Below are 26,049 nucleotides of genomic sequence, written 5' to 3' on the forward strand. Positions count from 1 at the left end.
GCGTCAAAGAATCCGCTGAACCCGGCGGCCGCCTCCCTCGACAGCCAAGAGGAGGCTCAACCCTGCGTCGACGACGACGCATCATGAAAGGAAAATGCAATGAACACGATCAGAAACATTATTACAGCAACGGCGTTCGCAGCTGTCTTATCGGCCGGCGCGCCGGCCTTCGGAGCAGACGAATACAATGTCTCGACGGGCACTACGCTGAGCGGCGCCGGCGTCGCTTTGCGGGGCGACGACGTGGTGGCGCTGGCCACCGGACTGGAAGTTGCTGCCGGCCATGCGAAACACACTGTCGAGCACGACGGCGTGGCTTATTACTTCTCTTCCGAAGAGACGATGAGCCAGTTTCAGGCGAACCCCGAGCGCTACATGCCGCAATATGGCGGCTTCTGCGCCTTCGGCGTCGCCATCGGCAAGAAGCTGGACGCCGCGCCGCGCTACGCCGACATCGTCGACGGCAAGCTTTACGTCTTCCTGAACGCGGTCGCCTTCGCAAAATACAAGGAAGACAAGGCTGGAACGCTGGCCAAGGCTCAGAAGAACTGGCCCGCCATGCATCATCTTCCGGTCGCCGAAGTCAATGGCGGCGTATGATCCCTGACATTTGGAACCACGTGCGACATGGACGGCGGCGGCTTTGCCCGCCGTCGCGCCGTGTCATCTGGTCATTGTCTATGTTAAGTATTAAGATCTGTTGTAATTAGTTTATTTTTAGATCTACTGTTTCCAGATATTTATTTTTCTGCATAAATACCTTTTTTACTGAAAAGAACAAAAGGAACGGGAGGAATATGACTTATATCATCAAGATCTTGACTGGCGTCGCTGCTATTGCGGCACTTGCCGGCTGCACTGAAACCACCGGCGGCGGAACCATGCAGGCCTCGCCGTCCGGGCCTCCGTTCATCACCACCATGGACGCTTCGGTAAGCAACGCGGCGGTCAGCGCCTGCCGCGATGCGCTGGATGCGCAGACGGACGGAACCGTGCAGGTGGTTGGTTCCGAGTTTTCCCAGGCCAACAGCGCAGTGTACATGCGGGTCGGCGCCAATGGCGCGCCGTGGCGCTGCCTGGTGTCGAATGACGGACGGGGCGCATCGCTGATGTTCATGGGCGACGAAGGCGCCCTCTGATAACTCGACCGAAGCGCCGAATGGCCGGCGCTTCGGGCATTCCGCAACAATCCGGATCGCGGCTCTGAGCAAAAACGCCGCATTTCCCAAATTAATTGAAAGCCGCAAACCGTGGACAACGCACTGCCTAACTCGGTCCTGAGCCGAGAATACAGGGCTGTGCAGGACATATGGCGGAGCCGGATCGATGGAAGGCTCCAAGTGCATGTCGTTTGCTCAGCTTGAACCGCCGTCCCAATTCGGATAAGTCATTTGTGACAGAAATATGACAGTTTTATAACAACGGGAACAAGCCTCGAACGGGAGAACATTCCATGGCCAGAAGCAGTATTTCAAATTCCGTACGCACAAGCATCGGTCGGTTGGCGGCCGGCGTATTTGTTGGCGCGACGCTTGTCGCCGCAGTTCCGGGAATATCCAAGGCCGGCGACATTACTGTCTATACTTCCTATGAAGAAGACGAACTGGCGGCGTTTCTGGAAGCCATGAAAGCGGATCTGCCGGACGTCAATGTGGACGTGTTGCGTCTTTCGACAGGCGATCTCAGGGCGCGCATGCTGGCCGAGGCGGACAATCCAAAGCACGACGTCATCTGGGGATGGGCGGCGACGTCAATGGTCGACCCCCGCATCAAGGAGATGCTCGAGCCCTATTCGCCGGCGGACATCGACAAGGTGCCGGCGCGTTTCCGCGACAGACGGCTACTGGTTCGCCACCACCGGGTATATGGGCGCATTCTGCGTCAACAACGAAGAGATGGCAAAGGACGATCTGCCAATGCCGTCGTCATGGCAGGACCTCACCAAGCCGGAATATGAAGGCAAGCTTGTGATGCCGAACCCGGCGAGTTCAGGCACCGGTTATCTGCATGTCGCATCGATATTGCAGATGATGGGCGAGGAAGAGGGCTGGGCCTATCTCGACGCGCTGGACAAGAACATGGACCAGTACATCAAGTCCGGCTCCAAGCCGTGCAACGCGGCGAGCGCCGGCGAAAACACCATCGGCATTTCATTTGCGCTGCGCGCCATCAAGAACATCGACGAAGGCTATCCGATCACCATGGTGATTCCGAGCGAGGGCGCCGGGCACGAGCTGGAAGCCAACGCGCTGATGAAGACCTCGCAGAACAAGGAAGACGCCAGGAAGTTCCTCGACTGGACCGTCTCCAAGAACGCCGAGGCCGAGTACAACAAGTGGAAGTCGATCGTGACCATGCAGGGTCGCGACATGCCGGAGAAGTTCACCAGCGCGGGATTGCCGGACGACATCTCCACCGTTCTGTTCGAAGTCGACTACGGCTGGGCCGCGGAAAATCGCGACCGCATCATCGCCGAATGGCAGAAGCGCTACGAAAACTGATAACCAGCGGGGGCGCACAGCCCCCGCCTTTCCATCGAGGATCGCCATGTTCCTGAGCTTGCGCGGCGTCACCAAACGCTTCGGCTCTCTGGTGGCGGTGGATCACGTTGATCTCGACCTCACCGAGGGTGAATTCGTCTGCTTTCTCGGCCCGTCAGGGTGCGGCAAGACGACCCTTTTACGCCTGATCGCCGGCCTGGAGACGCTGGACGACGGCGAAGTGCTGCTCGAAGGGACCGACCTTGCAGGCCTGCCGGCGCGCAAGCGCAATTTCGGCGTCGTTTTTCAGTCCTATTCGCTGTTTCCCAACATGACGGTGGCGAAGAACATCGCCTACGGTCTGGAATGCAGAAAATGGCAGGAGGCGAAGATCGAGGCGCGCGTGGCCGAGATGCTGGAACTCGTGCATCTGAGCAGGGACGCCGGTAAATATCCGCACGAGCTGTCAGGCGGCATGCAGCAGCGCGTCGCGCTGGCGCGCGCTCTGGCTCCTGAACCCGCCGTCCTGCTTCTCGACGAACCCTTGTCGGCGCTCGACGCCAAGGTGCGTGAATCGCTGCGCGGCGAAATCAGCGAACTGCAAAAGCGGTTGGGCATCACCACGATCATGGTCACCCACGACCAGGACGAGGCGATGGAGATGGCCGATAGGATCGTGGCGCTCAATCGCGGCCGCATCGAACAGGTCGGCAGCGCGGAAGAACTCTACTGGGATCCGGCGACGCGCTTTGTCGGCGAATTCATCGGCCGCATCAACATGTTGAGTTCGCCCGATCTTTGCGCCGGCCTCGATAAGACCGCTGGCGAAACGGTGCTTGCGATTCGCCCCGAGCATATCGTTGTCGCCGACGGCGGGGCGCATAGCGGAACCGTGCGCAACGTTGCTTTTCTGGGCAACACCATGCGGCTCGGCGTCGAGGCGGGCGGGCAGGATCTCGAAATCGAGGTGCATGGCCGGCGCAGGCGCATGCAGGTTGGCGACACGGTGACATTCGATCTGCCCGCCGACCGGGTCAGGCGGCTCGCCGCATCATCGCCATGACGGTTTCACGCACGTCGCGCCTGCTTGACTCGGACCGTGTGTTCGGCGTCGCCACGGTGATGGCGACGATCCTGCTTCTTGTCACATTCGTGCTGATTCCGCTCTGGGCGATCCTGAAGAACTCCTTCGTGACGCCGGACGGAAGCATCGGCTTCGGCAACTTTGTCCATTACTTCGCCGACGCGCGTTTCGTGACGATCGTCGGCAACACGTTCGAAGTCGGGATCAGCGTGACGCTGGCCACGCTGGCGCTCGCTTACGGGTTCGCCTATGCGGTCCAGCGCACCACGATGCCCTTCAGGAACGTTCTGAGGATCGTCGCCCTGTTGCCGGTGTTCTCACCATCGCTCGTGCAGGCGCTGGGCCTGCAGTTCCTTCTCGGCCGCAACGGGTTCGTCAATCGCACCTTCGGCACCGAGATCGACATATACGGGTTCTGGGGCATCTTCATTTCTGACCTGGTATACGCCTTTCCACACGCCTTCCTGATTTTGTCAACGGCGCTCGCCGTGGCCGATGCGCGACTCTACGAATCGGCGGACAGCCTGGGCGCAGGCGCTTGGCGGATATTCCGCACGGTGACGCTGCCGGCGACGCGCTACGGACTGGCGTCGGCCGCCTTCGTCGTCTTCACCATTGTCATCACCGACTTCGGCAACGCGGTCGTCATCGGCGGCAACTACTCGGTTCTGGCGGTCGAGATCTACAATCAGGTCTCGGGGCAGGCGAACTTCTCGATGGGCGCCGTCATCGGCGTGTTGCTGTTGCTGCCGGCGGCGCTCGCCGTGATCGGGGAGAAATGGATTGCGCGACGGCAATTCGCCTCGCTCACCTCCCAGTCGATCCCCCTGGTGGTCCAGCCGAACCGCGCGCGCGACGCCGCCTGGTTCGTCTATTCGGTGGTCGTGGCGCTGGCGATCCTGTCGCTGGTCGCGATCGTCATCTACGCCAGCTTCGTCAGGCTCTGGCCCTACAATCTCAGTTTCTCGCTGCGCCACTACCAGTTCGACGTCCAGAACGGCATCCAGCCGCTGTGGACGAGCATCTATGTGGCGCTTGTGACCGCAGTGTTGTCGATCTTCTTCGTCACGGGGGCCGCCTACGCCAACCACGCCTTCCCGATGCGGGCGAGCCGGATCCTGTATTTCCTGGCGATCCTTCCCGCAGCGGTGCCGGGCATGGTGCTGGGGCTTGGTTACATCCTCGCCTTCAATACGCCGGGTCAGCCCGTCTACTGGATCTACGACACGATCCTGATTATCGCGCTGTGCAACGTCTATCACTACCACGCCCAGGGTTTCCTGCTCGCGACGACGAACATCAAGCAGATCAGCTCGACCTTCGACGAGGCCTCCGCGACGCTGGGCGCAACGAAGCTTCGAACAGTGTGGCGGGTGACGCTGCCGATGATCTGGCCGACGGTGCTGGCCGTCGGCGTCTTCTTCTTCATGCGCGCCATGGTGACGCTGTCGGCGGTGATCTTCCTGATAACGCCGTCGACGCAGCTCGCCGCCGTTTCGGTTCTCTATCTCGACGACCGCGGCGCGCTGAACCAGGCCGCGGCTTTCGCCGTCTGCATCATGGCGACGGTCGTCGCGTTCCTCATCATCACACAGCTCGCTCTGCGACTGGTGGGCGTTCGCGGCGTCAGCCTGGTGCGGTGATCGCCAGGGTCCGGCGATGTTCTGACGCTTCCTCCACATGACGGCGCTGTTTCTGTCAACCGGTTGTCACGAAGGTTTGCTCATATGAGCAAAACAGTGGAGGACCCATGGACAGGCGGTCGGCAATTCTTGCGGCGGCGCAGCGGCATGGTCGGGTTACGGTGGACGGGCTGGCCGGCGAGCTTGGCGTGTCCGCCCATACGATTCGCCGCGATCTGAACGCGCTGTGCGAGGAAGCCAAACTGCGGCGCCTGCACGGCGGCGCAGAGTTCATGGACGGCACGGCGAATATGCCTTACGGCGCGCGCTCCGTGCTGAACTACGACGCCAAGCGCGCCATCGCCGAGACGGTCGCCGACATGGTTTTCGACGGGGCAACGGTGTTCATTTCGATCGGCAGCACGCCAGCCATTATCGCGCGCACCCTGTCACGCAAGGAATCGCTGACCGTCGTCACCAACAATCTGAACGCCGCCATGGCGCTCTCCGAGAACACGACGAACCGGATTTTTCTTCCCGGCGGCGAGATGCGTCTGCCGGACGGGGATTTTCTGAACGAGGCGTCGATGGATCTGTTCGGATCGCACCAGGCCGATTTCGGCATCTATGGCGTGGGGGGTATCGACAAGGAGGGCTCTTTGTTCGATTTCCATCTGGCCGAGGTGAGCATCCGGGAACAGATCAGGGCGAACAGCCGCAAATCGGTTCTTGTCGCGGACAAGAGCAAGTTCGGGCGCCGGGCCGCCGCAGCCGGAGGACGTCTCGGCGACGCCGACAACGTGGTTATCGATGCGCGCCCCGGCGAACCCTATGCGGCGCTTCTGGAGCCGATCGCCGACCGGCTCGTTGTCGCCGCGATGGCGGAGGCCTGACATGCAGGGCGCTCCCTTTGTCGCGTTGCGCAACGTGACCCGCCAATGGCACGGCCGGGGCGGCGTTGCAGATGTTTCGCTGGAGGTGGGCAAAGGCGATTTCGTCTCGATTCTCGGCCCTTCCGGGTGTGGCAAGTCGACCTTGCTGCGGATCATCGCCGGGCTGGAGACGCCGCAGAGCGGAACGGTGCATATTTCCGGCCGTGACGAGACCCATGTGCAGGCCTCAAGGCGCGGATTGTCGATGGTTTTCCAGTCCTATGCGCTCTTCCCGCACCTGACCGTTCGCGAGAACGTGCTGTTCGGCATGCGGGTGCGACGGGCGCCAGCGCGCGAGCGGGAGGCCAAATTGGCCGAGGCGACGGCGATGCTGGGCTTGGAGGGGCTGGAGCGGCGCAAACCCTCGCAGCTTTCCGGCGGCCAGCGACAACGGGTGGCGCTGGCCCGCGCGGTGGTCTCCGGGCATCCGCTGTGCCTGATGGACGAACCCTTGTCGAACCTGGACGCGAAGCTGCGTCACTCCGTGCGCCGGGATATAAAGGCCCTGCAGCGCCGGCTGGGACTGACAGTGATTTACGTCACGCATGACCAGACCGAGGCGATGTCGCTTTCGGACACGATCGTGCTGATGCGCGAGGGGAGGGTGGAGCAGATCGGCTCGCCGCAGGCCCTATATGCTGCGCCCGAAACCATATTCGCGGCGGAATTTGTCGGCGAACCGCCCATGGCCATGGTCGACGGCGCGGCGCTGGGCGCGCCCGATACATGGGTCGGCATACGACCTGAACACCTGTCCGTTGCAACGGAGGGAAAGGCCGACCTGATCGGCCTCGTCCGAGAGGTCGAATATCTGGGAGCGGAGACGCATATTGTTGTCGATCACGACGCGGCGCGCGGCCTGATCGTCTCGGCCACGGGACACGCCGACTGGCGCCCGGGTCAGACCATCGAATTGACGTTACCAGCCAAACACCGGGTCCTTTTTGACGCCGACACAGGGCGAAACAAAAAGGACCCGCAGCAGAATTGCGGGGCGAGCCATCGCCAAACGGAGCCCCGTGATAGCCACACGGCACATCATCCACAATCTGTGACCGACTGAAAGGAAGAGACCATGCTTCGCTATACCACTGCCGCGGCAATGCTCGCCGCGACCACCGCAATTGTCAATCCGGCCCAGGCCGAGACCGAACTTACCATGTATTACCCGATCGCCGTAGGCGGACCGCTGACCGCGGTTGTCGACGGCATCGTCGCCGAGTTCGAGGAGCAGAACCCGGACATCTCCGTGGAAGCGATTTACGCCGGCAACTACGACGACACGCGCATCAAGGCGCTTGCGGCGCTGAATTCCGGAGATCCGGCGCAACTGGCCGTGATGTTCTCCATCGACGCCTACGACCTGATCGAGCAGGACCTGATCCTGCCATTCGACGAGGTCGTCACAAGCGATGAGGAAAAGGCCTGGCTGGACAGCTTCTATCCGGCGCTGATGGCCAACGGAACCATCGAGGGACAGACCTGGGGCGTTCCGTTCCAGCGCTCGACCATCGTCGCCTACTACAACAAGGACATGTTCCGCGAGGCAGGCCTCGATCCGGAAAATCCGCCCAAGACCTGGGACGAACTGGTGGAAACCGGCAAGGCGCTGACCAATGACGACCACTATGGACTGATGATCCCGTCCACCGGCTATCCCTACTGGATGTTCCAGGCGCTCGCGATCCAGAACGGCAAGGAACTGATGTCGGACGACGGCCTGACCACCAAGTTCGACGACGAGAAGGTTGTCGAGACGCTGGACTTCTGGAAGTCGCTGTCGACCGAACACGGCGTGATGCCGGAAGGAACGGTTGAATGGGGCACCCTGCGTCAGGCCTTCCTTGAAGGCGAGACGGCGATGATGTGGCATTCAACCGGCAACCTGACGGCGGTGAAGAACAACGCCGAGTTCGATTTTGGCGTCGCCATGCTGCCAGGCAACGAACGCCTCGGCTCGCCGACCGGCGGCGGCAATTTCTACATTTTCAAGGACGCTTCTGAAGAGGAGCGCAAGGCCGCTCTCGAACTGATCAAGTTCATGACTTCCCCTGAACAGGCCGCCAAATGGTCGATCGCGACCGGCTATATGGGCGTTTCTCCGGCGGCTTACGAAACGGAAGCGCTGAAGGCCTATACGGCGGAATTCCCGCCGGCGCTCGTTGCGCGCGACCAGCTTGAACACGCCGTTGCGGAATTCTCGACCTTCGAGACCGCCCGCGTGCGTGAAGGTCTCAACAACGCGATCCAGGCGACGCTGACCGGTGAAAAATCCGCCGAGGAAGCGCTCGGCGAAGCGCAGCAGTCGGCCGACCGCCTGCTGTCCAACTATCGCTGATCGAACGAGGACGCGCCGGGCGAGGTCCGGCGCGTCCAACCAATGACAATGACCGCAAACGCCACCGATTTTTATCATTCCGAACGCCGCCGTCGGGCAATCCACGGCTGGCTTCTTCTGACGCCGACGCTGGTGATGCTGACGGCGTTCGCCTTCTATCCCTCGATCGCCACCGTCTGGACGAGCCTGTTCAGCCGCGGCACGCGCCGTAACCCCTCGGAATTCGTGGGGCTGGAGAATTACGCGCGGTTGTTCGAGGACCCGACGTTTCGCGAAGTGGCGCTCAACAATATTCTCTACGCCGCGGTGACGATCCCGATTTCGATCGCCATCGCGCTTGTCATGGCGCTCTGGGCGAATTCGAAAATTCCCGCGCGCGGTTTTGTGCGTTCTGCCTATTTTACGCCGACGGTGCTGCCGATGATCGCGGCGGCGAACCTCTGGCTGTTCTTCTATACGCCCGGGTTCGGCGTGCTCGACCAGATCCTGTCGTTGTTCGGCGCGCCGTCGGTCAACTGGCTCGGCCAGCCGGGAACGGCGCTGTGGGCGGTCTGCGCGGTGACTGTCTGGAAGGAATCCGGTTTCTTCATGATCTTCTACCTCGCAGCGCTCCAGACCATACCCGAAGACCTTCGCGAGGCGGCTGAAATCGAAGGCGCGAGCCGCTGGACCTATACGCGCCGCGTTGTGTTGCCGCTCCTGATGCCGACCACGCTCTTCGTGCTGGTGAACGCGCTGATAAATTCGGTGAAGCTGATCGACCATCTCTTTATCCTGACGAAGGGTGGGCCTTCCAATAGCACCAAGCTGATCCTCTATTATATCTGGGAGAGCGCCTTCGCTTTCTTCGATGCGCCCGCCGCCGCGGCGATGACCGTCATTGTGCTGATCGTGCTCGGAGCTGTAGCGGCGCTGCAGTTTCGGCTGCTCGACAGAAGGATCCACTATCAATGAGCGCGCTTGCAAGACATGCCGAGGCGGCGCTTGCGCTGCTCGTGGCGATGGTCTGGATCTCTCCGCTGATGTTCGCCGGATGGGCGGCGTTCCACGCGCCGACCGATGCAATCAACTTCAATCTGGCCGCGCCCTGGACGCTGGAGAATTTCCGGACCGCCTGGGACGGCGCGCCATGGCTGCGCTATTTCCTCAATACCTTCCTGCTGGTCACCAGCGTGCTGGCAGGGCAGTTTTTCCTTTGCACCCTGGCTGGTTTCGCCTTCGCGCAGGTCGAGATACCCGGCAAGGACGTGATTTTCGTGCTCGTGCTCTTGCAACTTTTCATCCTGCCCGAGGTGCTGATCGTCGAAAACTACGCGGTCGCAGCGCAACTGGGCCTGCTCGACAGCATTCTCGGCATCGGCGCGCCCTACATGGCGTCCGCATTCGGCATTTTCCTGATGCGGCAGACCTTCAAATCCGTACCGAAGGAACTTGACGAGGCGGCAAGGGTCGAGGGCTGCAGCACGCTGGGCGTGCTGTGGCGCGTCTACGTGCCGGCCGCCCGGTCAACCTATCTCGCCTATGCGCTCGTCTCGATCGCCACCCACTGGAACAATTTCCTGTGGCCGCTGATCGTGACGAATTCCGACACGACGCGGCCGCTGACGGTGGGGCTGTCGATTTTCGCCGCGCCGGAGAACGGAGTGGATATTTCGGTGATTTCCGCCGCGACGATCATGGTGATCGCGCCGCTCTTGATCCTGTTCCTGGTTTTCCAGCGCCAGTTCGTCCAGGCGTTCCTCAGGGCGGGGATCAAGTAGGACGATGCGGCGCCTGCTCAGACCGCCTTGGTTTTCTTCGTCATGACTGATGTGGGGTAGCTTCTGGAGATGCTGTCGGCCGCCGATCTGAGACGCGGCAGGAATTGCTCGACGAGTTCATCAAGCTCGATATCCATATTGTGGCAGCTGATGCTGATCGAGGCGAAACAGTGGTTGTCGCGGCTGAAGACCGGCACCGCAACGCTCTTGATCGTCAGGTCGAGGCCGCCGTCATTCGTCGCATAGCCGATTTTCGTCGCTTCCGTGATGATGTCGTGAAGCTGCTTTCTGTCGATGATCGTCCTTGGCGTCAGTTGCGTGAGCGCGCTGCGCTCCAGAATGTCCTCCATTTCCTTGGCCGGCATCTGCGCCATCATTGCGCGGCCGGTCGCAGTCAGTGGCGCCGGAAACTGAAGCCCGACTGTCATGGACGTGCGCACGAAGCCTTTCGCCGGCACGCCGCACACGAAAATGACATCTGTGTCGTCGAGCACCGAGGCTGACGACGAGACATGCAACGAGCCCTCTATGACCTGCTCCATGTGCGGCATCATCAGGTCGGTGACTGCAACGGAGGAAAGAAACGCATGGCTGAGCGTGAGGATGCGTGGCTGTAGAACGAACAGGTTGCCGTCTGACTTTAGATAGCCCATCCCCGTCAGCGTATGGAGGAGCCTGCGGGCCGTCGCGCGCGAAAGCCCGGTGCGCTTTGCGGCCTCGGACAGAGTCATGCCGTTCGGCCCGCCGTCGAACGCCTCGAGTATGTGAAGGCCGCGCTCCAGAGAGCGCACCCATTCCTTCTGGTCCTGCTTTGGTTCCGCCATTCTGACGCCTCCATCCAACAAACTACGCCAGTCGTTCATCGCCGCGCAGCGTCGCCAATCGCCCCGAACGGATTCGCGAGCGACGTCCAGTTATACGAAAAATCGATCGTAATCACCCGGCTGGCGTTTTTGCGACTGCAATGTTGACAACTCCATGAGAAAAATCATAATGTTCATCATACGAACATTTGTTCGCATAGTGAACATCTAATTTGGAGCGCTGTCCGGATGCCGGATCGCAACACGACCCCTCCCGCCGCCGATGCGGCGAAAGGCGATCACTTCGACTACATTGTCGTCGGAGCAGGATCGGCCGGTTGCGTCCTGGCGAGCCGGCTGTCGGAAGATCACACCAAGAGGGTTCTGTTGCTCGAAGCCGGTCCGGACACGAAGCCCGGCCATGTGCCGGCTGACATTCTCGACAGCTATCCGCACCACGCCTACTACAACGCCGCCTACCACTGGCCTGGTTTGAGGGTGGCGAACGGCGCGCTCGGCGAAGCTGCCGGAAGCAAGGCCTATGAACAGGGCCGTATCATGGGCGGCAGTTCCAGCATCAACGGCATGATGGCCATCCGGGCGCTCCCCTCCGATTTCGACGACTGGAAATCCCTTGGCGCGCTTGGCTGGGCCTGGGAAGACGTCGCTCCCTATTTCAGGAAACTGGAGCGTGATCTGGACATGAGCGGGTCCGGACATGGATCGGAAGGCAGGCTTCCGGTGCGCCGCATTCCGCGCGCCGAATGGCCGGGTTTCTCCGAAGCCGCCTGTCGCGCCATCGAAAACGCCGGTATTCTGTATGGCGAAGATCACAACGACGGTTCTGAGATTGGCGTCTACCCGATGCCGATCAATAATCGGGATGATCAGCGCGTGTCGGTCGCCGCCGCATATCTCGATTCAGAAGTCCGAAGCCGACCCAACCTGTCCATCAGGTGCAATGCGCACGCCGAGCGGATCGAAATCGACAGCGGTCGGGCGACGGGCGTCGTCGCGCGGCTTGACAACGTCTCACTGATGCACACGGCGGATGAGGTCTTCCTTTGCTGCGGCGCCCTGCACACACCGACGCTGCTCATGCGATCCGGCGTCGGTGAGGCCAGCATGTTGTCCAACGCGGGACTGGAAATCCGCGTCAATCGGCCGGGCGTCGGAACCAATCTGCAGGACCATCCGACGGTCGGGATCGCCTCCTACATCGTGCCGTCGGCGCGATTGTCAGCCCGAATGCGCAGGCACCTGTTGCTGGGAGCGCGCTACAGTTCTGGCTTGCACGGGTGCTCGGCAGGGGACATGTACCTGCTTTGCGCCAATCAGGTCGCCTGGCACAGCATCGGAAAGCAATACGCCGCGCTGATAGCCTGGGTGAACAAATCCTATTCGCGCGGTTCTGCAAGGCTCGACAGCCGAAACCCGCACGGGGAGCCGATCGTCGACCTCAATCTTCTCGACGACCAGCGAGACCTGACGAGGCTGGTGAGCGCGGTGAAGTTCATCGCCGAACTGTATCGCCACGAAGCTTTGCGCGCGGTCGCTCCGGCGCCGTTCGCGGCGAGTTATACGGATCGCGAACGCCGGCTCGGAAAATCAACGCCGATGAACAGGCTGCTCGCCGGCGTCGGCGCGGCCCTGATCGATTCGAGCGACTTTTCCCGACGGCTCGTCACGGACCACATCATAGCGCCCCAGGGTGATCTCTCAGCGCTGATTTCAAACGAAAACCGGCTTGTCGACTGGGTCCGCGGCAACGTCACCCACGGATGGCATGCCTGCGGAACCTGCAGAATAGGCGCGCGCGAAGACCCCGACGCGGTGCTGGACAGCGATTGCCGCGTCATCGGCGTCGATGCGCTGCGGGTCGTGGACGCCTCGGCGATGCCGTCCATCGTCAGCGCCAACACAAATCTGACATCCATCATGATGGCGGAAAAGATCAGCGATCACGTCAAGAACAAAAGGCTATCCTCATGAACCGAATCGAAATCGCGACGCCCAATGAGCAGCTTTACGCAGCGTGCGGCTTTTATCTGGACGGAAAGTGGGAGTTTCCGGATGAGGCCCGGCTCCTCGACGTGGTCGATCCCGCCAGCGAGGACGTGATCGGACGCATTCCGCTCGCGCGCGAGGCGGATCTTGAGAAAGCCGTGAGTGCAGCGTCCCGCGCATTCGAAACGTGGCGCCGGAGCCACGCCTGGGACAGGGCCGCGCTTCTGAAGACGACAGCGCGGCTGCTGCGCGAGAACGCTTCGGCGCACGCGTCTGTTTTCAGTCTCGAACAGGGCAAGCCTGTTGCGGAAGCGGTGCGTGAAATCGGAATGGCCGCCGATCATTTCGACTGGGCGGCCGAAGAGGCGACCCGCCTGACGGGTCAGATCGTGCCGGCGCGCCCGGCCGGCACGATCACCACCGTGGAACATCTTCCCGTCGGCGTGGTCGCAACTTTCACGCCGTGGAATTTTCCGGCGCTCCAGATCGCCGCCAAGGTAGCCTATGCGCTGGCCGCCGGATGCACTGTGGTTCTCAAACCCTCCGAGGAGGCGCCCGGCATCGCAATGCTGATTGTCCAGGCGCTGCACGACGCGGGACTGCCTGCAGGCGTGCTCAACATGGTGTTCGGCGAGCCGTCAGAAGTCTCCAGGAACTGGCTGGCTGCGCCTGAAGTAAAGGCCATGTCCTTTACCGGCTCGACGCGGGTCGGCAAATTGCTGGCGCCGATGGCAGCCGCATCGCTGAAACGCATGACGCTGGAACTCGGCGGACATGCGCCGGTCATCGTTTATCCCGATTTCTCGCCGAAAGAGGCAGCCTCCCTGGCCGGCGCGGTCAAGTTTCGCAACGCCGGACAGGCGTGCGTGTCGCCAAGCCGCTTTTTCGTGCACGAGCGCATTGCGGATGAATTCACCGGAGAGCTCGTCGCATTCGCGAAATCCCTCAAACTCGGCCCCGGAACCGACAGCGAAACGACGATGGGCCCGCTCGTCAACCGGTCGCGTCTCGATGCGGCGGAAGAGCTGGTCAGGGACGCTCTTGATCAAGGCGCGATCCTGCATTGCGGCGGCCGAAGGCCCGGCGCCCGGAACACCGGCTTCTTTTTCGAACCCACGGTTCTCTCCAATGTCGCGCCGACCAGCCGGATCATGAAGGAGGAGCCCTTTGCGCCGATCGCGCCGATTGTGGCGTTCGGCGACACAGACGATGTCGTCGCCATGGCCAATGACGTCGAATACGGGCTGGGCGGCTACATCCTGTGCAACGACCAGGCCTTGGCCGAACAGGCCGCCGATGGTCTCGACACCGGCATGGTGGGCGTCAACAATCTGGCGCTTGCCGGAGCCGACACGCCTTTCGGCGGTGTGAAGGCCAGCGGGATCGGCCGCGAAGGGGGGCCGGGCGCCCTCGAGGAATTTCTGCAGAAGAAAATGACGAAACGGGCTATTGCGCGCTAGCGTCCGGGCCTTGCAATTAACATGAGAAGGAACCGAATTTATGGGGAATACCGCTGAGGATCTCGGCCCGAACCAGCGATTGATCGGCATTGAGGGATCGCGCGCGCAACTCGCGACTCCGTCGCTCGTCATCGATCTCGACGTGATGGAGAGGAATATGCGTACGATGGCCGACATCTTCTCCGGGCGGCCGCAGAACCTCCGGCCGCATGCGAAGACGCATAAATGCGCAACCATAGCCAAAAAGCAGATCGAGCTCGGAGCGCTCGGCGTATGCTGCGCCAAGCCGGGAGAGGCGATCAGGCTCGCCGAAGCGGGCGTGCCGAGCCTGTTGCTGACCTCGCCTGTCGTCGACGCCTACAAGGTTCGCAGACTGGTCGGATTGCTTCCGGATCTGAAGGAACTCATCTTTGCGGTCGACAGCAGGCTTGCCGTGGACCTGATTTCCGCTGCGGCGACCGAAGCCGGCGTCGACGTTCCGGTGATCGTCGACATCGGCATCGGCAACAATCGCACCGGCGCACGCGACACGGCGGCGGCGGTCGATCTTGGCAAGTATATAACGTCGAAGCCCGGCGTCACGCTTTCCGGGATACAGTGCTATGCCGGCTACGTTCAGCATATCGAAAACCCGGAAAAACGCGCCTTCGAGGCGAAACGCTCCCTCAAGGGGATCGGCGACACGAAGGCAGCAATGTTCGAGGCTTTCGGGGAACTGCCGATTTCATCCGGCAGCGGCACGGGCTCCTACGATATCGACCTGGAGGCGGACGTCTTTAACGAATACCAGGTCGGCTCATACATCTTCATGGACGTGGAATACAACGCAGTGACAAGACCAGACCAGACGGCAGGGCCGTTTGCGACCTCGCTGTTCGTCCAGACAACGGTGATCAGCGCGAACGTCGAGGGCAGGGCGACCACGGACGCCGGCTACAAATCCTTCGCGATGGACGGCCCGAGCCCGAAGGTCTTCTCCGGCGCCTCCCGCGAGACTGAATACAAGTTTCTGGGGGACGAACACGGCTGGGTGCATCTGCCTGCAGGGGAGAAAGACCTGACGGCGGGCGATGTCCTGACCTGCGTCACGCCGCACTGCGACCCAACCGTAAATCTTTATGATTTCTATCACATCGTGCGCGGCGACACGCTGGTCGACATCTGGCCGATAGAAGCGCGCGGCTGCAGCTGGTGAACGCGATGAAAGGCGCGTAGGTCATTGGAAAAGACTTTCCGGAAAATCTGTCAGGCGCTGATGTTGTTCGGCGGCGCAGGCGTTGTCCTCATGATGACGAACGTCGTGCTCGACGTCGTCCTGAAGGTTATCTGGAACACGCCGATACAAGGCACGATAGAGATCTCTTCCTATTACTACATGGTGGCCATCGTGATGCTGCCGATGGCGCTGGTCGAGCTGGATGACGAGCAGGTCGTCGTCGACCTCGCCTTCAATCATTTCCCCGCCTGGCTGCAGCGCATATGCCTGACGCTGGTCTGCGCCGCCGCCATGGCGATATTGCTCGTCATGACCTGGCGGACCGGCCAGGACGCGATCCGGGCCTTCCGCGTCGGCGAGGTCGTGATGGGCAATCGCGAAATCATCGTGTGGCCGGCCAGATGCATGCTTCCGCTGGGATTTGGCCTGGCCGCGATCGCATCCGGTCTTCGCATGGTGATGGCGGCGCTCGGCATGCCGGTGACCCGATCCAGCCACGAGTACACGGCATGAGCAATCTGGCGATAGGATTGACCGGTATCGCTGTGTTGTTCGGGCTGCTGGCTGTCCGCATGTCGATCGGCGTGGCGCTCATGGCCGTTTCGTTCGTCGGCATATGGATCATGCTGAACCTGACGGCGGCGTTCGGGATCGTCAGCGCGCTTCCTTTCAACCTGATCGGCGACTGGTCGCTGACCGCAATTCCGATGTTCCTGTTCATGGGCTTTGTCGCCGCCAACACCGGCATGACGGCGGGGGCGTTCGAGTTGCTGCGGCTTGTTCTCGCCAAGGTGCCCGGTGGACTGGCCTCGGCCGCGGTGGGCGCCTGCGGGATGTTCGCGGCCGCTTCGGGTTCGAGCATTGCGACAACCGCCGCGATGTCCCGCATCGCAGTGCCTGAAATGCTGAAGGCGGGATATCACCCGACACTTGCGACCGGCGTGGTCGCAGCCTCCGGAACGCTGGGGTCGCTCATTCCGCCGTCCATCCTCATGGTTCTCTACGGAATTTTCACCGAACAGTCGATCGGCCAGCTGTTCATCGCAGGGTTCATTCCGGGCGTCCTGTCCGCCGCCATATACATGATGATGATCACCGTGCGCTGCAGCCGCAATCCGGACCTGGCGCCGAGGCGGGAAATTGTCGAGGACCACTCGAACCTCACCGAACTGATCCTGTCGGTATGGCCTTTTCCGGTGCTTGTCATCGGCGTGCTTGGCGGCATCTTCGGCGGCTTCTTCACGCCAACCGAGGCCGGCTCGGTGGGCGCGGCCCTGGCGCTGCTGATCGCATTCATTCGCCGGCAGGCGACGCTGGACGCACTGTGGCAGGCCATTCGCCAGACCGTTGTTGCGACGTCTTCGATCTTCTTCCTTACGATCGGCGCGGTCATGTTCACCCGGTTCATGGGATTGTCCGGCGTGCCGCAATTCATGTCGGACGGGATGCTGGCGATATCCGACAACAAGATCGTCGTCATCGTCATGATCGCCGCGCTTTACGTCGTGCTGGGCATGTTCATCGACTCCATCGGCCTGATGCTGCTGACGCTGCCGGTCATCCTTCCGGTTCTCGAAGCCACCGATGTGAACCTCATCTGGTTCGGGATCATCACGGTCAAACTGCTGGAGATTGGTCTCGTCACTCCGCCGGTGGGGTTGAATCTCTACGTTCTGCACAGCGCGCTTTCCGGGCGCGTTCGTCTCGGCGACATCATCGCCGGCGCAACCTGGTTCATCGCCATGGACCTGGTGACCCTCGCTCTTCTGATCGCCTTTCCGGCAATCAGTCTCTTCCTGCCGTCGTTGATGGCGGGCTAACCCACCCACAATGAAAGGGGAACATGCAATGCACATAAAAAGGTTATTGGCAGGAGCCACTGCACTGACGATCGCCTCGGTCGCGTATCCGTCCCTGGCTGACGAATACAACGCCAACCACTTTTTCGCCGAGCGCCATTCGCTGGTGCGCGGACCCTATGTCGAATTCGCCGAAAAGGTGAAGGAAGCGACCAATGGAGAGATCGATTTCCGCGTCTTTTCAGGCGGCTCGCTGATACCCGCCAACGCCTCGTTGCAAGGCGTCAGGGACGGCGTCGCCCAGGTTACCTATCACGCCGGCACATACACGCCTGCGGAACTGCCGGTCGAAAACCTGATCGGCAACATGGCCTTCTACAATACGGACCCGTTCGTCATGGCGATGGCGTCGACCGAATTCAGCATGACGAACCCGGCCGCCCTCGACGAATGGAAGAAGAACGGCGTCGTGTTCGGCGGCGGTTATTCGACCTCCGAATACTACATGATCTGCAACAAGCCCGTCGAAACGCTCGCCGACGTCAAGGGCAAGCGGATGCGCATGGCCGGCGGCGCCTGGTCGCGCTTTGCGGAGTATGTTGGCGCCGTGCCTGTCTCCATCCCGTCCAGCGAAATGTACACCGGCCTGGACACCGGTTCGCTGGACTGCGCCGTGACGCCGGGCGACTCCATCGACAGCTTCAGCCTCAGCGACGTAATCAATTCGATGAACACCCTGGCGATTGGCAACTACTATGCGGGATTCCTGTGGGGATACAACAAGTCGTTGTGGGAGGGACTGACGCCCGAGCTACGCTCCATCCTGTTCGATCAGATGGCCTACTTCCTGGCGAAAGGCCGCGTCGAGTTCAGCGCCGACGTGGACAAGGCCATCGAAAACGCCAAGGCGGAAGGAATGGCGATCTACGAACCGGATGACGCGTTGAAGGCCGCGCTGGACGAGTTCGTGGCTTCCGACGAAGCCGCCCTGATCGCCGCCGCGAAAGAGCGTGGTGTTGAAAACCCGGAGGCAATCCTGACCGAATTCAAGGCCGTGGTGGACCGCTGGGACGGGCTTCTTGAAGGCGTGGACCGGACCGACGTGGACGCACTGGCGGCGCTGGCCCGCACGGAGATCTACGACAAGCTCGATCCAGCCACCTATGGCGTGGACTAGGAAGACCGCGCGCAAGCGAGTGGGAGCCGGTTGGAAATACAACCGGTTCCGCATCTCCCGCCATTCCGGCGCCGGCTCTGCCGGTGCGAAGCGGGCGAACCAAGGCGGACGCGGCATCGGCGGTAAAATCGCTGGCGCCGTAATCGGCGCTTTCGCAAAGGGCCGCTCAGCCAGATATCTCGGACGCTGGTATTGACGGATTGAACCCCGGGCAGGGCGGTAAAAGGTCATTGATCCTGGAGATCGTCACAGGATCCGTCCTATTTCGGTGAGGAGAGCGTGTCACCTCGGCGACGAGTTTGATTTCGAGTCAGTTCGCAAGTCCCGCCGTCTGCCGAAGCTCCGAAACTGCGTTCGCATGAGCGTCAAAGCCTTCGTACTCTGCAAACCGCTTCGTGTAGGGCGCCATGCTGCTGTAACCTTCCGCCGTAACATGACCGATGGAAGCGCTCTTGAGGAAGTCGTGCACGCCGAGCGGTGAGGCGTAGCGCGCTGCGCCGGCAGTTGGCAGAACCGCATTTGGTCCCATGACGTAGTTCGCAATCGAACCCGGGGCGTGCCTGCCGAGCAGGATCTCCGCCGCATTGCGAATATGAGGCATATGATCGAATGGAGTCTCAGAAAGTATCTGAAGATGCTCGGGCGCATAGGCATTGACGAATTCGTACGCTTGCTGCGGCGAGTCGGTCAGAACAACGCCGCCTTGCGCGCCGGAGAGAACGGACTTCGCGAATCCTGCCCGCCGGGCGTCCATCATTTTCAGAAAATGTGGGATTTTTTGCCGGACAGACTCTGCGAGATCCCTCGACCAGGTTACCAGGAATGCGGAACTGTCCGCACCGTGCTCGGCTTCGATGAGGAGATCGAGGGCAACAGTTCCCGCCTCGACCGTTCCATCCGCGAGTACGATGCTTTCGCTCGGGCCGGCGGGAACACGCGACGCTATTTGTCCTTGAAGCAGGCGTTTGGCGGCGACGATCCACGGACTGCCCGGTCCCTCGAACTTCAGGCAACGCGGCACAGTCTGTGTTCCGAAAGCCGCTGCCGCTACCGCTACCGCGCCGCCCGCCTTGTATACTCTGTCTACACCGGCGATCCGGGCCGCCACCAACGTGGCGGCGTCGACCTTGCCGTTCGGGCCGGGCGGGGTCAACACAATCGGAGTCGGCACGCCCGCCACCACTGCAGGTATCGCAGTCATCAGGGTAACGGACGGAAACGACCCTTTTCCCCTCGGGGTATAAACGGCGGCGCTGTCTATCGGCGTGAACCGCTCGCCGACGAGCACGCCCGGTTGCATCTCTTTCAGCCACATGGCTTCGGGGCGCTGGGCCTCGTGAAAGCGGCGGATGTTGTCCGCAGCGTATTCAATCGTGCGGATCATATCCGGTTCCAGGGCGTCGAAAGCCGCGTCGAACTCTGATGCACTGGCGGCTATCCCGTGCTTTTCAAGGTCCGCATCGTCAAACGCTGTTGCATAATGCTTGATGGCGTCGTCGCCGTTAAGTCTCACGGCTTCGACGATGGGAGCGGCGCCTTCGATGAAGCGATCCAGGTCATCCTCCGTGCGCGTCAGCAAAGCGGATCGCCGCTTTTGAGACATGGCGCTGAGTTCATGCAGAACAATGTCTCCGGCAGGCGGTGTCAGTTCGGTCATCGGCAGTATCTCGCGAGGTTTGTTTCGGCGTTAAGGCTGTTCCAGAGCCATAACTTTCAAGGTCTCCTCGCGAATTTCGGCGAGGATTTCCCTCTTGTAGTCGGTAAAGCGCGGATCGGTCAGCAACTCGAAGGAGCGAGGCCTCTCGAGGTCAATGGCGATGTCCCTCTTGACCCGGCCCGGACGACTGGCGAGCACGATCACGCGATCGGACAGGAAAACAGCCTCATCGACATCATGGGTGACGAAAAGCACAGTGACCTTATGCTCTTCCCAGACCTTCAGCAGAAGCTCCTGCATCATGCCGCGCGTCTGTGCATCGAGAGCGCCAAAGGGTTCATCCATCAGCAAAATGGAAGGTTTGTAGACGAGCGCCCGGGCGATGGCCACACGCTGGCGCATACCGCCGGAGAGTTGCTTCGGATACGCCGTTTCAAACCCGGCGAGGCCGACCGCATGAATATAGTGTCTGACAAGTTCCGCCTTCTCGCTCTTCGCAATGGCGCTCTTTTCCAATGCAAAGCGGATATTGCCTTCTACCGTCATCCATTCAAACAGGCTGTAGCTCTGAAAGACAAAACCGCGATTGCGACCCGGTCCGCGTACGGACGCGCCGTCGATCCTGATTTCTCCCGCACTGGGTTCGTCCAGTCCGCCGACCATGTTGAGCAGTGTGGACTTGCCGCATCCGGACGTGCCTACGATAGAGACGAATTCATTCTGAAGGATTCGAAGATCGATCCGTTCGATGGCCACAAACGGAGCGCGGTTAACCTGGAACACCTTTGCCACGCCGTCCAATTCGACCTTCGGCGCGCCTGTCGCCTCGTTTTTCTGAGTGTTCATCGATTCGTTTCGTTCCAGCGGAACATCAGTCGGCCGACTCTCTTGAAGATCTGGTCCGTAACCAGTCCGAGAACGCCAATAAACAAGGTTCCGAAAAGGATAGTGTCGGTTGCCAGATAGCGCTGCGCATCCATAATTCGTCGCCCGAGACCCTGGTTCGCAGCGACCAGTTCCGCGACAACCAGATAGGTCCAGGTCCATCCGATGGTGATCCGGAAGGTGTCCCAGATCGCCGGCGACGCCGCCGGCAGAATGATGCGCATGAGAATTTCGCGATTGCTGAATCCCAGCGTCTGACCAGCGCGGATCAGGTTCATGTCGATGTTCTTCACATTGTCCATGATCATCAGAACCTGCTGAAAAAAGGTGCCCAGAAAGAGGATTAGAATCTTCTGACCGTCGCCGATGCCGGTCCACAAAATGGACAGTGGAATAAGCGCAACAACCGGCATGTATCGCACGGTTGAAATCAGGGGCTCAAGAGCGCCTTCGATGATCTTGAAGTTCCCCATGAGAATACCGACCGGCACCGCGACAACGGTTGCGGTGAGCCAACCGATGACAATGCGATATATGCTGACGGATGCGTCAGCGATGAGTATTCCCTCAGTAATCTGACGCCAGCCTTCGGAAAGAATCGCGCCCGGACTGGGCAGGAACAAGGGTTTGACGAGGACGAGGTAGGCAACCAGCCACCAAACCAGCAGCAAGATTGCCGGAACGACGATTCCTGCGGCGGTGAAGATCGGCTTGGGGATATCGGCGCGAAGCCGGAAAAGGTCTCGTACATGCCAGCGGGGCGTTTTCGGCGGCGAATGCATCTGATCAGTTTCGCTTTTCATATTGGTGTCGCCGGGGCGTCCCAGGGACGCCCCAGCCATTCGATATCTACTGACCAGCAACCTCGTAGAGGTTGTCCAGTACAAACAGGTCATCGGCCGACGGGATGGTCTTGATCTCCTGCGGGTTGGTTGCCTGCATGATCTCGGCAATTTCGGTGACGGTGGCCTGGAAGTCACCCTTCAGGAATTCGACGTTCTCGGCGACGTTGTACAGACGAACACCCTTGAAAGCCGGCTCGAATTCCTCCATCGGACTTCCGACGGCCTTCGCGATCATCGCTGCGCCTTCCTCGGGGTTCTCACGGATGAAGTTGATCGCATCGTCCCAAGACTTGATCAGGCCTTTCACCGCTTCTGGATTCTCTTCGATCCAGGTGGAGGAAGCAGTCAACATGTCACTGATGAGGCCAGGTTTCTCAGCGGCTGTGTAGATAACTTTGTAATTGTCATCCCGGGCCAAAGCCGTAGAGATGTAGGGCTCATATGTCACCGCAGCGTCGACGCGGCCGGCGATGAGCGCCAGACCTGCTTCCGATGCTCCCATAGGAACATGCTCGATGTCCTCCATTGTCATGCCGTTGGCCTTCAGCGCATAGTTCATGAGCAAGTCGCTCGTCGCGCCCGTCTCGAAGGCAACCGTTTTTCCTTTGAGTTCCGGGATGGATCCGATGTCGTTCCCGGCAAGGATCGCGTCTGCTTCGAAAGACAGGTCCATAACCAGAAAGCCCTTTTGATCAACTCCCTGGTTGAAATTGGCGATCATGCCGTTGGTGGCGCTGGCGATTACGTCCAGATTGCCGCTCGCGAGCGCTGCGGTCATGTCCTGGTCCCAATTGAAAGTCGTCAGTTCGACTTCCACACCGTTATCATCAAAGAAACCCTTTTCTTCCGCGACCCAAAGGGGTCCGTAGCCAAGCCAGGGCTGCAGTCCGAGTCTCACGGGTTCAGCGTGAGTTATTGTCGTGCCCATCACCAGGGCCGCGAGTGTTATTCCCAATTTTTTATACATGCATGTTCTCCTTCGCATTGTGGATCCAGTTGTCATTCAGTCTAGCTTCGGTCCATCGATAGTCTTTCGAGCAGATTGCGCGTAATGACGCCAACATCGTTCATCTCTCCGGTTTCAGGCAGCGCGCCGCACCACGCGACCGAACTGGCGCTGAATATCAGGCCCCCGGCCGCGAGATGACGTATTGTCATTTCCGCACAGCGTCTGCTGTTCTGTTCGTCTTCTCCACCCTGATACCAGCGTGTCGGATCATGAAAAAAGTCGTCTGGAAACCCGGTTGCCCGCGCCACTACAACAACACCCGGTGAAGTTCCGAGGTGAGGATCGGTCGCGTCGACCTCGTATCCGGCGGCGCCGCCGAGGACCATCCCGCTGTCGCCGAAGGTCTCATTCGAGACGCCCTCGAACAACCAAGCGTGTTTCGGAGCGTGGCTCGCCGGTGTTCGGGAGAAGGGGCGGGCGCCGCTGAACCCCATCAGCGATATGGCGCCTCCGACGAGTGAGAATTCCCCTCTGCCTCGATTACGTAGATATCCGCCGGGCTCATTGGTGATCGAGAGCGCCTGCTCCGATACTGGACCGTCCCACGTTCTGCCAGCCTCAAGCGGCGATCGCCTTAATTCCATCAGGTCGTCCTGGAAGGCCACTGTTCCGGCGAATCCATTGCCGCCGAGATATGCCAGACTGCCTCCGGACGAAAGAAATTCACGAAGAGCGCCTTCCATCTCCATTGACACATACTCTGGATGGCTGCCTGTAACGACCGCCTTGTAATGCATAAGTGATTGGGGGCCGCGCTCATGCAGATCGTGATCAGTCATGATATCGACGGCAATGCCGTTGTCGTGACAAAAGCGCAGGAAATGCAAATCCACCGGCAGGTTATGCGGGCAGCCGCACAAAGGGTAGCGGTAGTCTGCGCGCAAAGTTGCTTTCGGTTTGCGGTAGGAGCACAGGGAAACGCCGCTATGGTCACTGTGATAGTCGTAGAGGGACCGTAAGTTGTTGTCGACCGCGAAACGTTGTCCCCTGTCTTCACAGAGCCATTCATAAAGGTGTGGAGGCAGAAACTCGTCGGCGTACGCGAGATAGGTCGCCGTGGGAATTACAAATAACAACGGCGCACGCGCTTCCCGAGTTGAAACGAAAAACACGATGTCTTCCTTTCCGCTGTCACAAGTGACTTCGAACGCATAAACACCTGGCTCGGCCGCAGCGGGAACCTCCGCAATGACGGACGCGGGCCAGTCCAGCGGGCCCATGTCGTCGTCATGGCAATGGATTGCGTCGTAGTGAGTTGGCGCTATTCGAGGATCAAAACCACTGCCATCCCATCGAAGCGAGGTCACGCAAAAGGTCGGGTTGTTCAGAACCTCCAGCACCAGCATTCGATTTTTATCCAGGATATTCCCTCGCGGCAGCAAGGTAGGGAAGGTCCAGTTAACTTCGCCGTCTTCGGTAAGCAGCTTTATTGCGGCGAACCTTGCGTTGAGCGTCGGGCATTTGTCTTCGCCGTCCGATCCGAAAAGAATATCCTGTGACAGATTTTTCCATGAGACTGCATCGATGCGTCTGCGAAAATGAATGGGGTAAAGCGCATCATGGCCTCTAACTTCAACAGCGAGGCATTCATCATCATTTTCCACAGTTACCGTCAGCCATGAATGTTTTGTGGCTGGCAGTAATTCCAGCTCAATGGAATCTATCTCCAGAACAACCTTTCCGTTCCTAAGAAGCAGGCTGAGCGGCCCGTGCTTCAAGATTGTGCGTGGACTCTCATTCTGCGTCAGAAGCAACTCGAAACTGATGCCCTTGAGGCAACCGGCCTTCCTGACTTCATTCGCCGATATCCGCAGAAATGACCCCTGGTTGAAGTCTCTGTGGGCGCATGAAGCACTATCGAATTGCATCGGCCAATCCATTGATCGAGGCGACGGCAAATCCAGACGACGCACATTGACCGTTCGCACGGGCTCGACAGACGAAAGATGTAGACTAACCGATTGTCCCGACGCCGCGCTCCATGGCGTAGTATAACCAGCAATTATCATTGCGCTGTGGTCCACAGCTCGCTTCATTCTAGATCCCCTGCATCGGTTCGGCGGGTTCCGCCGCTTCAGGGTAGCGCATTCAGGCATACCCCCCTATAGATGAGTTTAGCTTACAAACGGCCTAATTCAGGGGTATATACCCCTATCGGGGTATTAAGCGATGGAATTTACTTGGGAAAGTCTGGGAGAAACGATTTCTTCTATTGGGGATGAGAACTTCTACCCCAATATTGCAGGCTACCTACGAGGTTGTATCGACTACGACAACATCATAGTGATCGTATTTCATGGAACAGATGTCCCCTTGGTTCTCTTTCGGGAGATTCATGGGCCAGACGTTTTCAGACATGTTGAAGATCAGTATTTGCCGGCAGCATATCTGCTCGACCCAATCTATCAATTCCATCTGGATCGGGGAAACCCCGGATTGTACAGGTTGCTGGATGTTGCGCCTGATCATTTCCGGCGTAGTCGATATTTCAAATGGTACTATGGCAGGATCGGGATAATCGACGAGATCACAATCGTCTTGCCAGTCAGTGAGTTTACCACCATCACCATATCCATAGGAAAGGATTCTTCATCAAATCAGATGTTCGGCGACCGCAACGAGGAGAAGTTGCGTCAGCATGAGCCCGTGATCATGGCCTTGCTCAAATCGCATGCCAAATTGACCAAGTCGCCAAGCCGGAAAAATATCAATGTTCTGTCCATTACCGACAATCTTATCGGCTCCATGCAGGATCGCCACGGGGTGAAATTGAGCAAGCGCCAGGCCGAGGTTGCGCTATTTATTCTGCGAGGTCATTCCTCGCCTTCTATCGGATTACACCTTGGCGTCAGTCCACAAACCGTAAAGGTGTTTCGGAAACAATTATACGCCAAGTGCGATATATCATCCCAGGCGGAACTGTTTGCCATGATGATGCCGTTGCTTGAGCGCTCTTAGGGAACGGGCGTCCGTAT

Annotated in this window: 24 protein-coding genes; 18 read left to right on the forward strand and 6 right to left on the reverse strand. The window is 59.9% G+C overall.

From position 1 onward, the window contains the following. Nucleotides 1–99: 99 nt before the first annotated feature. The 11 genes from K1W69_RS19850 to K1W69_RS19895 all read left to right on the forward strand — a co-directional run bounded on the left by K1W69_RS19850 (nucleotide 100) and on the right by K1W69_RS19895 (nucleotide 10,216). Entirely contained in the window at nucleotides 100–600 is a 501-nt protein-coding gene (locus K1W69_RS19850; RefSeq protein ID WP_220230190.1) for a YHS domain-containing (seleno)protein, read from the forward strand. A 197-nt stretch (nucleotides 601–797) separates the two neighbouring features. Further along, on the forward strand, nucleotides 798–1,139 hold the full coding sequence (locus tag K1W69_RS19855) for a hypothetical protein (protein ID WP_220230191.1): 342 nt from the start codon (nucleotides 798–800) through the stop codon (nucleotides 1,137–1,139). A 314-nt stretch (nucleotides 1,140–1,453) separates the two neighbouring features. Next, nucleotides 1,454–1,957 carry a type 2 periplasmic-binding domain-containing protein gene (locus K1W69_RS27140; protein WP_258571225.1) on the forward strand — a complete coding sequence of 168 codons (504 nt, stop codon included), beginning with the start codon at nucleotides 1,454–1,456 and terminating at the stop codon, nucleotides 1,955–1,957. Next, entirely contained in the window at nucleotides 1,866–2,501 is a 636-nt protein-coding gene (locus K1W69_RS27145; protein WP_258571226.1) for an extracellular solute-binding protein, read from the forward strand. Before K1W69_RS27140 ends, K1W69_RS27145 begins: the two co-directional genes overlap by 92 nt. A 46-nt stretch (nucleotides 2,502–2,547) precedes the next feature. Continuing rightward, nucleotides 2,548–3,543, forward strand: coding sequence for an ABC transporter ATP-binding protein (locus tag K1W69_RS19865; RefSeq protein ID WP_220230192.1), 996 nt, complete (start codon nucleotides 2,548–2,550; stop codon nucleotides 3,541–3,543). Next, complete coding sequence (locus tag K1W69_RS19870; RefSeq protein ID WP_220230193.1) at nucleotides 3,540–5,207, forward strand: ABC transporter permease subunit; 1,668 nt, start codon at nucleotides 3,540–3,542, stop codon at nucleotides 5,205–5,207. The genes K1W69_RS19865 and K1W69_RS19870 overlap by 4 nt, the downstream gene beginning before the upstream one ends. A gap of 107 nt (nucleotides 5,208–5,314) precedes the next feature. Further along, nucleotides 5,315–6,079, forward strand: coding sequence for a DeoR/GlpR family DNA-binding transcription regulator (locus K1W69_RS19875; RefSeq protein ID WP_220230194.1), 765 nt, complete (start codon nucleotides 5,315–5,317; stop codon nucleotides 6,077–6,079). A gap of 1 nt (nucleotide 6,080) precedes the next feature. Further along, entirely contained in the window at nucleotides 6,081–7,181 is a 1,101-nt protein-coding gene (locus tag K1W69_RS19880) for an ABC transporter ATP-binding protein (RefSeq protein WP_220230195.1), read from the forward strand. A 12-nt stretch (nucleotides 7,182–7,193) separates the two neighbouring features. Beyond that, a complete protein-coding gene (locus K1W69_RS19885) occupies nucleotides 7,194–8,456 on the forward strand; it encodes an ABC transporter substrate-binding protein (protein WP_220230196.1) in 1,263 nt (420 codons plus the stop codon). Nucleotides 8,457–8,504: 48 nt separating this feature from the next. After that, complete coding sequence (locus K1W69_RS19890) at nucleotides 8,505–9,410, forward strand: carbohydrate ABC transporter permease (protein WP_220230582.1); 906 nt, start codon at nucleotides 8,505–8,507, stop codon at nucleotides 9,408–9,410. After that, nucleotides 9,407–10,216 (forward strand): carbohydrate ABC transporter permease, encoded by an 810-nt coding sequence (locus K1W69_RS19895; RefSeq protein WP_220230197.1) that lies wholly within the window; start codon nucleotides 9,407–9,409, stop codon nucleotides 10,214–10,216. Before K1W69_RS19890 ends, K1W69_RS19895 begins: the two co-directional genes overlap by 4 nt. Before the next feature lie 17 nt (nucleotides 10,217–10,233). Here the strand turns inward: K1W69_RS19895 and K1W69_RS19900 are convergent, their stop codons facing one another. Then, nucleotides 10,234–11,040, reverse strand: coding sequence for an IclR family transcriptional regulator domain-containing protein (locus K1W69_RS19900; RefSeq protein WP_220230198.1), 807 nt, complete (start codon nucleotides 11,038–11,040; stop codon nucleotides 10,234–10,236). Nucleotides 11,041–11,268: 228 nt separating this feature from the next. Between K1W69_RS19900 and K1W69_RS19905 the strand changes: the two genes are divergently transcribed. The 6 genes from K1W69_RS19905 to K1W69_RS19930 are packed head-to-tail and all read left to right on the forward strand — an operon-like array spanning nucleotide 11,269 to nucleotide 18,678. Beyond that, nucleotides 11,269–13,011, forward strand: a complete 1,743-nt coding sequence (locus K1W69_RS19905; protein WP_220230199.1) for a GMC family oxidoreductase — start codon at nucleotides 11,269–11,271, stop codon at nucleotides 13,009–13,011. Continuing rightward, complete coding sequence (locus tag K1W69_RS19910; protein ID WP_220230200.1) at nucleotides 13,008–14,486, forward strand: NAD-dependent succinate-semialdehyde dehydrogenase; 1,479 nt, start codon at nucleotides 13,008–13,010, stop codon at nucleotides 14,484–14,486. The genes K1W69_RS19905 and K1W69_RS19910 overlap by 4 nt, the downstream gene beginning before the upstream one ends. Before the next feature lie 40 nt (nucleotides 14,487–14,526). Continuing rightward, nucleotides 14,527–15,681 carry a DSD1 family PLP-dependent enzyme gene (locus K1W69_RS19915; RefSeq protein WP_220230201.1) on the forward strand — a complete coding sequence of 385 codons (1,155 nt, stop codon included), beginning with the start codon at nucleotides 14,527–14,529 and terminating at the stop codon, nucleotides 15,679–15,681. A gap of 24 nt (nucleotides 15,682–15,705) precedes the next feature. Continuing rightward, entirely contained in the window at nucleotides 15,706–16,215 is a 510-nt protein-coding gene (locus K1W69_RS19920) for a TRAP transporter small permease (protein WP_220230202.1), read from the forward strand. Next, complete coding sequence (locus tag K1W69_RS19925) at nucleotides 16,212–17,522, forward strand: TRAP transporter large permease (protein WP_220230203.1); 1,311 nt, start codon at nucleotides 16,212–16,214, stop codon at nucleotides 17,520–17,522. Before K1W69_RS19920 ends, K1W69_RS19925 begins: the two co-directional genes overlap by 4 nt. A gap of 28 nt (nucleotides 17,523–17,550) precedes the next feature. After that, nucleotides 17,551–18,678, forward strand: coding sequence for a C4-dicarboxylate TRAP transporter substrate-binding protein (locus K1W69_RS19930; RefSeq protein WP_220230204.1), 1,128 nt, complete (start codon nucleotides 17,551–17,553; stop codon nucleotides 18,676–18,678). A 310-nt stretch (nucleotides 18,679–18,988) separates the two neighbouring features. Here the strand turns inward: K1W69_RS19930 and hisD are convergent, their stop codons facing one another. From hisD to K1W69_RS19955, 5 genes are read right to left on the reverse strand one after another with little or no spacing between them, the layout of a single operon-like run. Beyond that, nucleotides 18,989–20,335, reverse strand: coding sequence for a histidinol dehydrogenase (gene hisD, locus K1W69_RS19935; RefSeq protein ID WP_220230205.1), 1,347 nt, complete (start codon nucleotides 20,333–20,335; stop codon nucleotides 18,989–18,991). 30 nt (nucleotides 20,336–20,365) lie between these two features. Then, nucleotides 20,366–21,181 carry an ABC transporter ATP-binding protein gene (locus tag K1W69_RS19940; protein ID WP_220230206.1) on the reverse strand — a complete coding sequence of 272 codons (816 nt, stop codon included), beginning with the start codon at nucleotides 21,179–21,181 and terminating at the stop codon, nucleotides 20,366–20,368. Beyond that, nucleotides 21,178–22,023: an ABC transporter permease gene (locus K1W69_RS19945; protein ID WP_220230207.1), complete on the reverse strand. Its 846-nt coding sequence runs from the start codon at nucleotides 22,021–22,023 to the stop codon at nucleotides 21,178–21,180. The genes K1W69_RS19940 and K1W69_RS19945 overlap by 4 nt, the downstream gene beginning before the upstream one ends. 46 nt (nucleotides 22,024–22,069) lie before the next feature. Next, nucleotides 22,070–23,032 carry an ABC transporter substrate-binding protein gene (locus tag K1W69_RS19950; protein WP_220230208.1) on the reverse strand — a complete coding sequence of 321 codons (963 nt, stop codon included), beginning with the start codon at nucleotides 23,030–23,032 and terminating at the stop codon, nucleotides 22,070–22,072. A gap of 41 nt (nucleotides 23,033–23,073) precedes the next feature. Beyond that, nucleotides 23,074–24,942: a N,N-dimethylformamidase beta subunit family domain-containing protein gene (locus K1W69_RS19955; protein ID WP_258571228.1), complete on the reverse strand. Its 1,869-nt coding sequence runs from the start codon at nucleotides 24,940–24,942 to the stop codon at nucleotides 23,074–23,076. Between the two features lie 301 nt (nucleotides 24,943–25,243). Between K1W69_RS19955 and K1W69_RS19960 the strand changes: the two genes are divergently transcribed. After that, nucleotides 25,244–26,032, forward strand: coding sequence for a helix-turn-helix transcriptional regulator (locus K1W69_RS19960; protein ID WP_220230210.1), 789 nt, complete (start codon nucleotides 25,244–25,246; stop codon nucleotides 26,030–26,032). Nucleotides 26,033–26,049: the final 17 nt, after the last annotated feature.

Origin of the sequence: Flavimaribacter sediminis, assembly GCF_019492055.1 — a bacterium.
Taxonomy (GTDB): Bacteria; Pseudomonadota; Alphaproteobacteria; order Rhizobiales; family Rhizobiaceae; genus Flavimaribacter; species Flavimaribacter sediminis.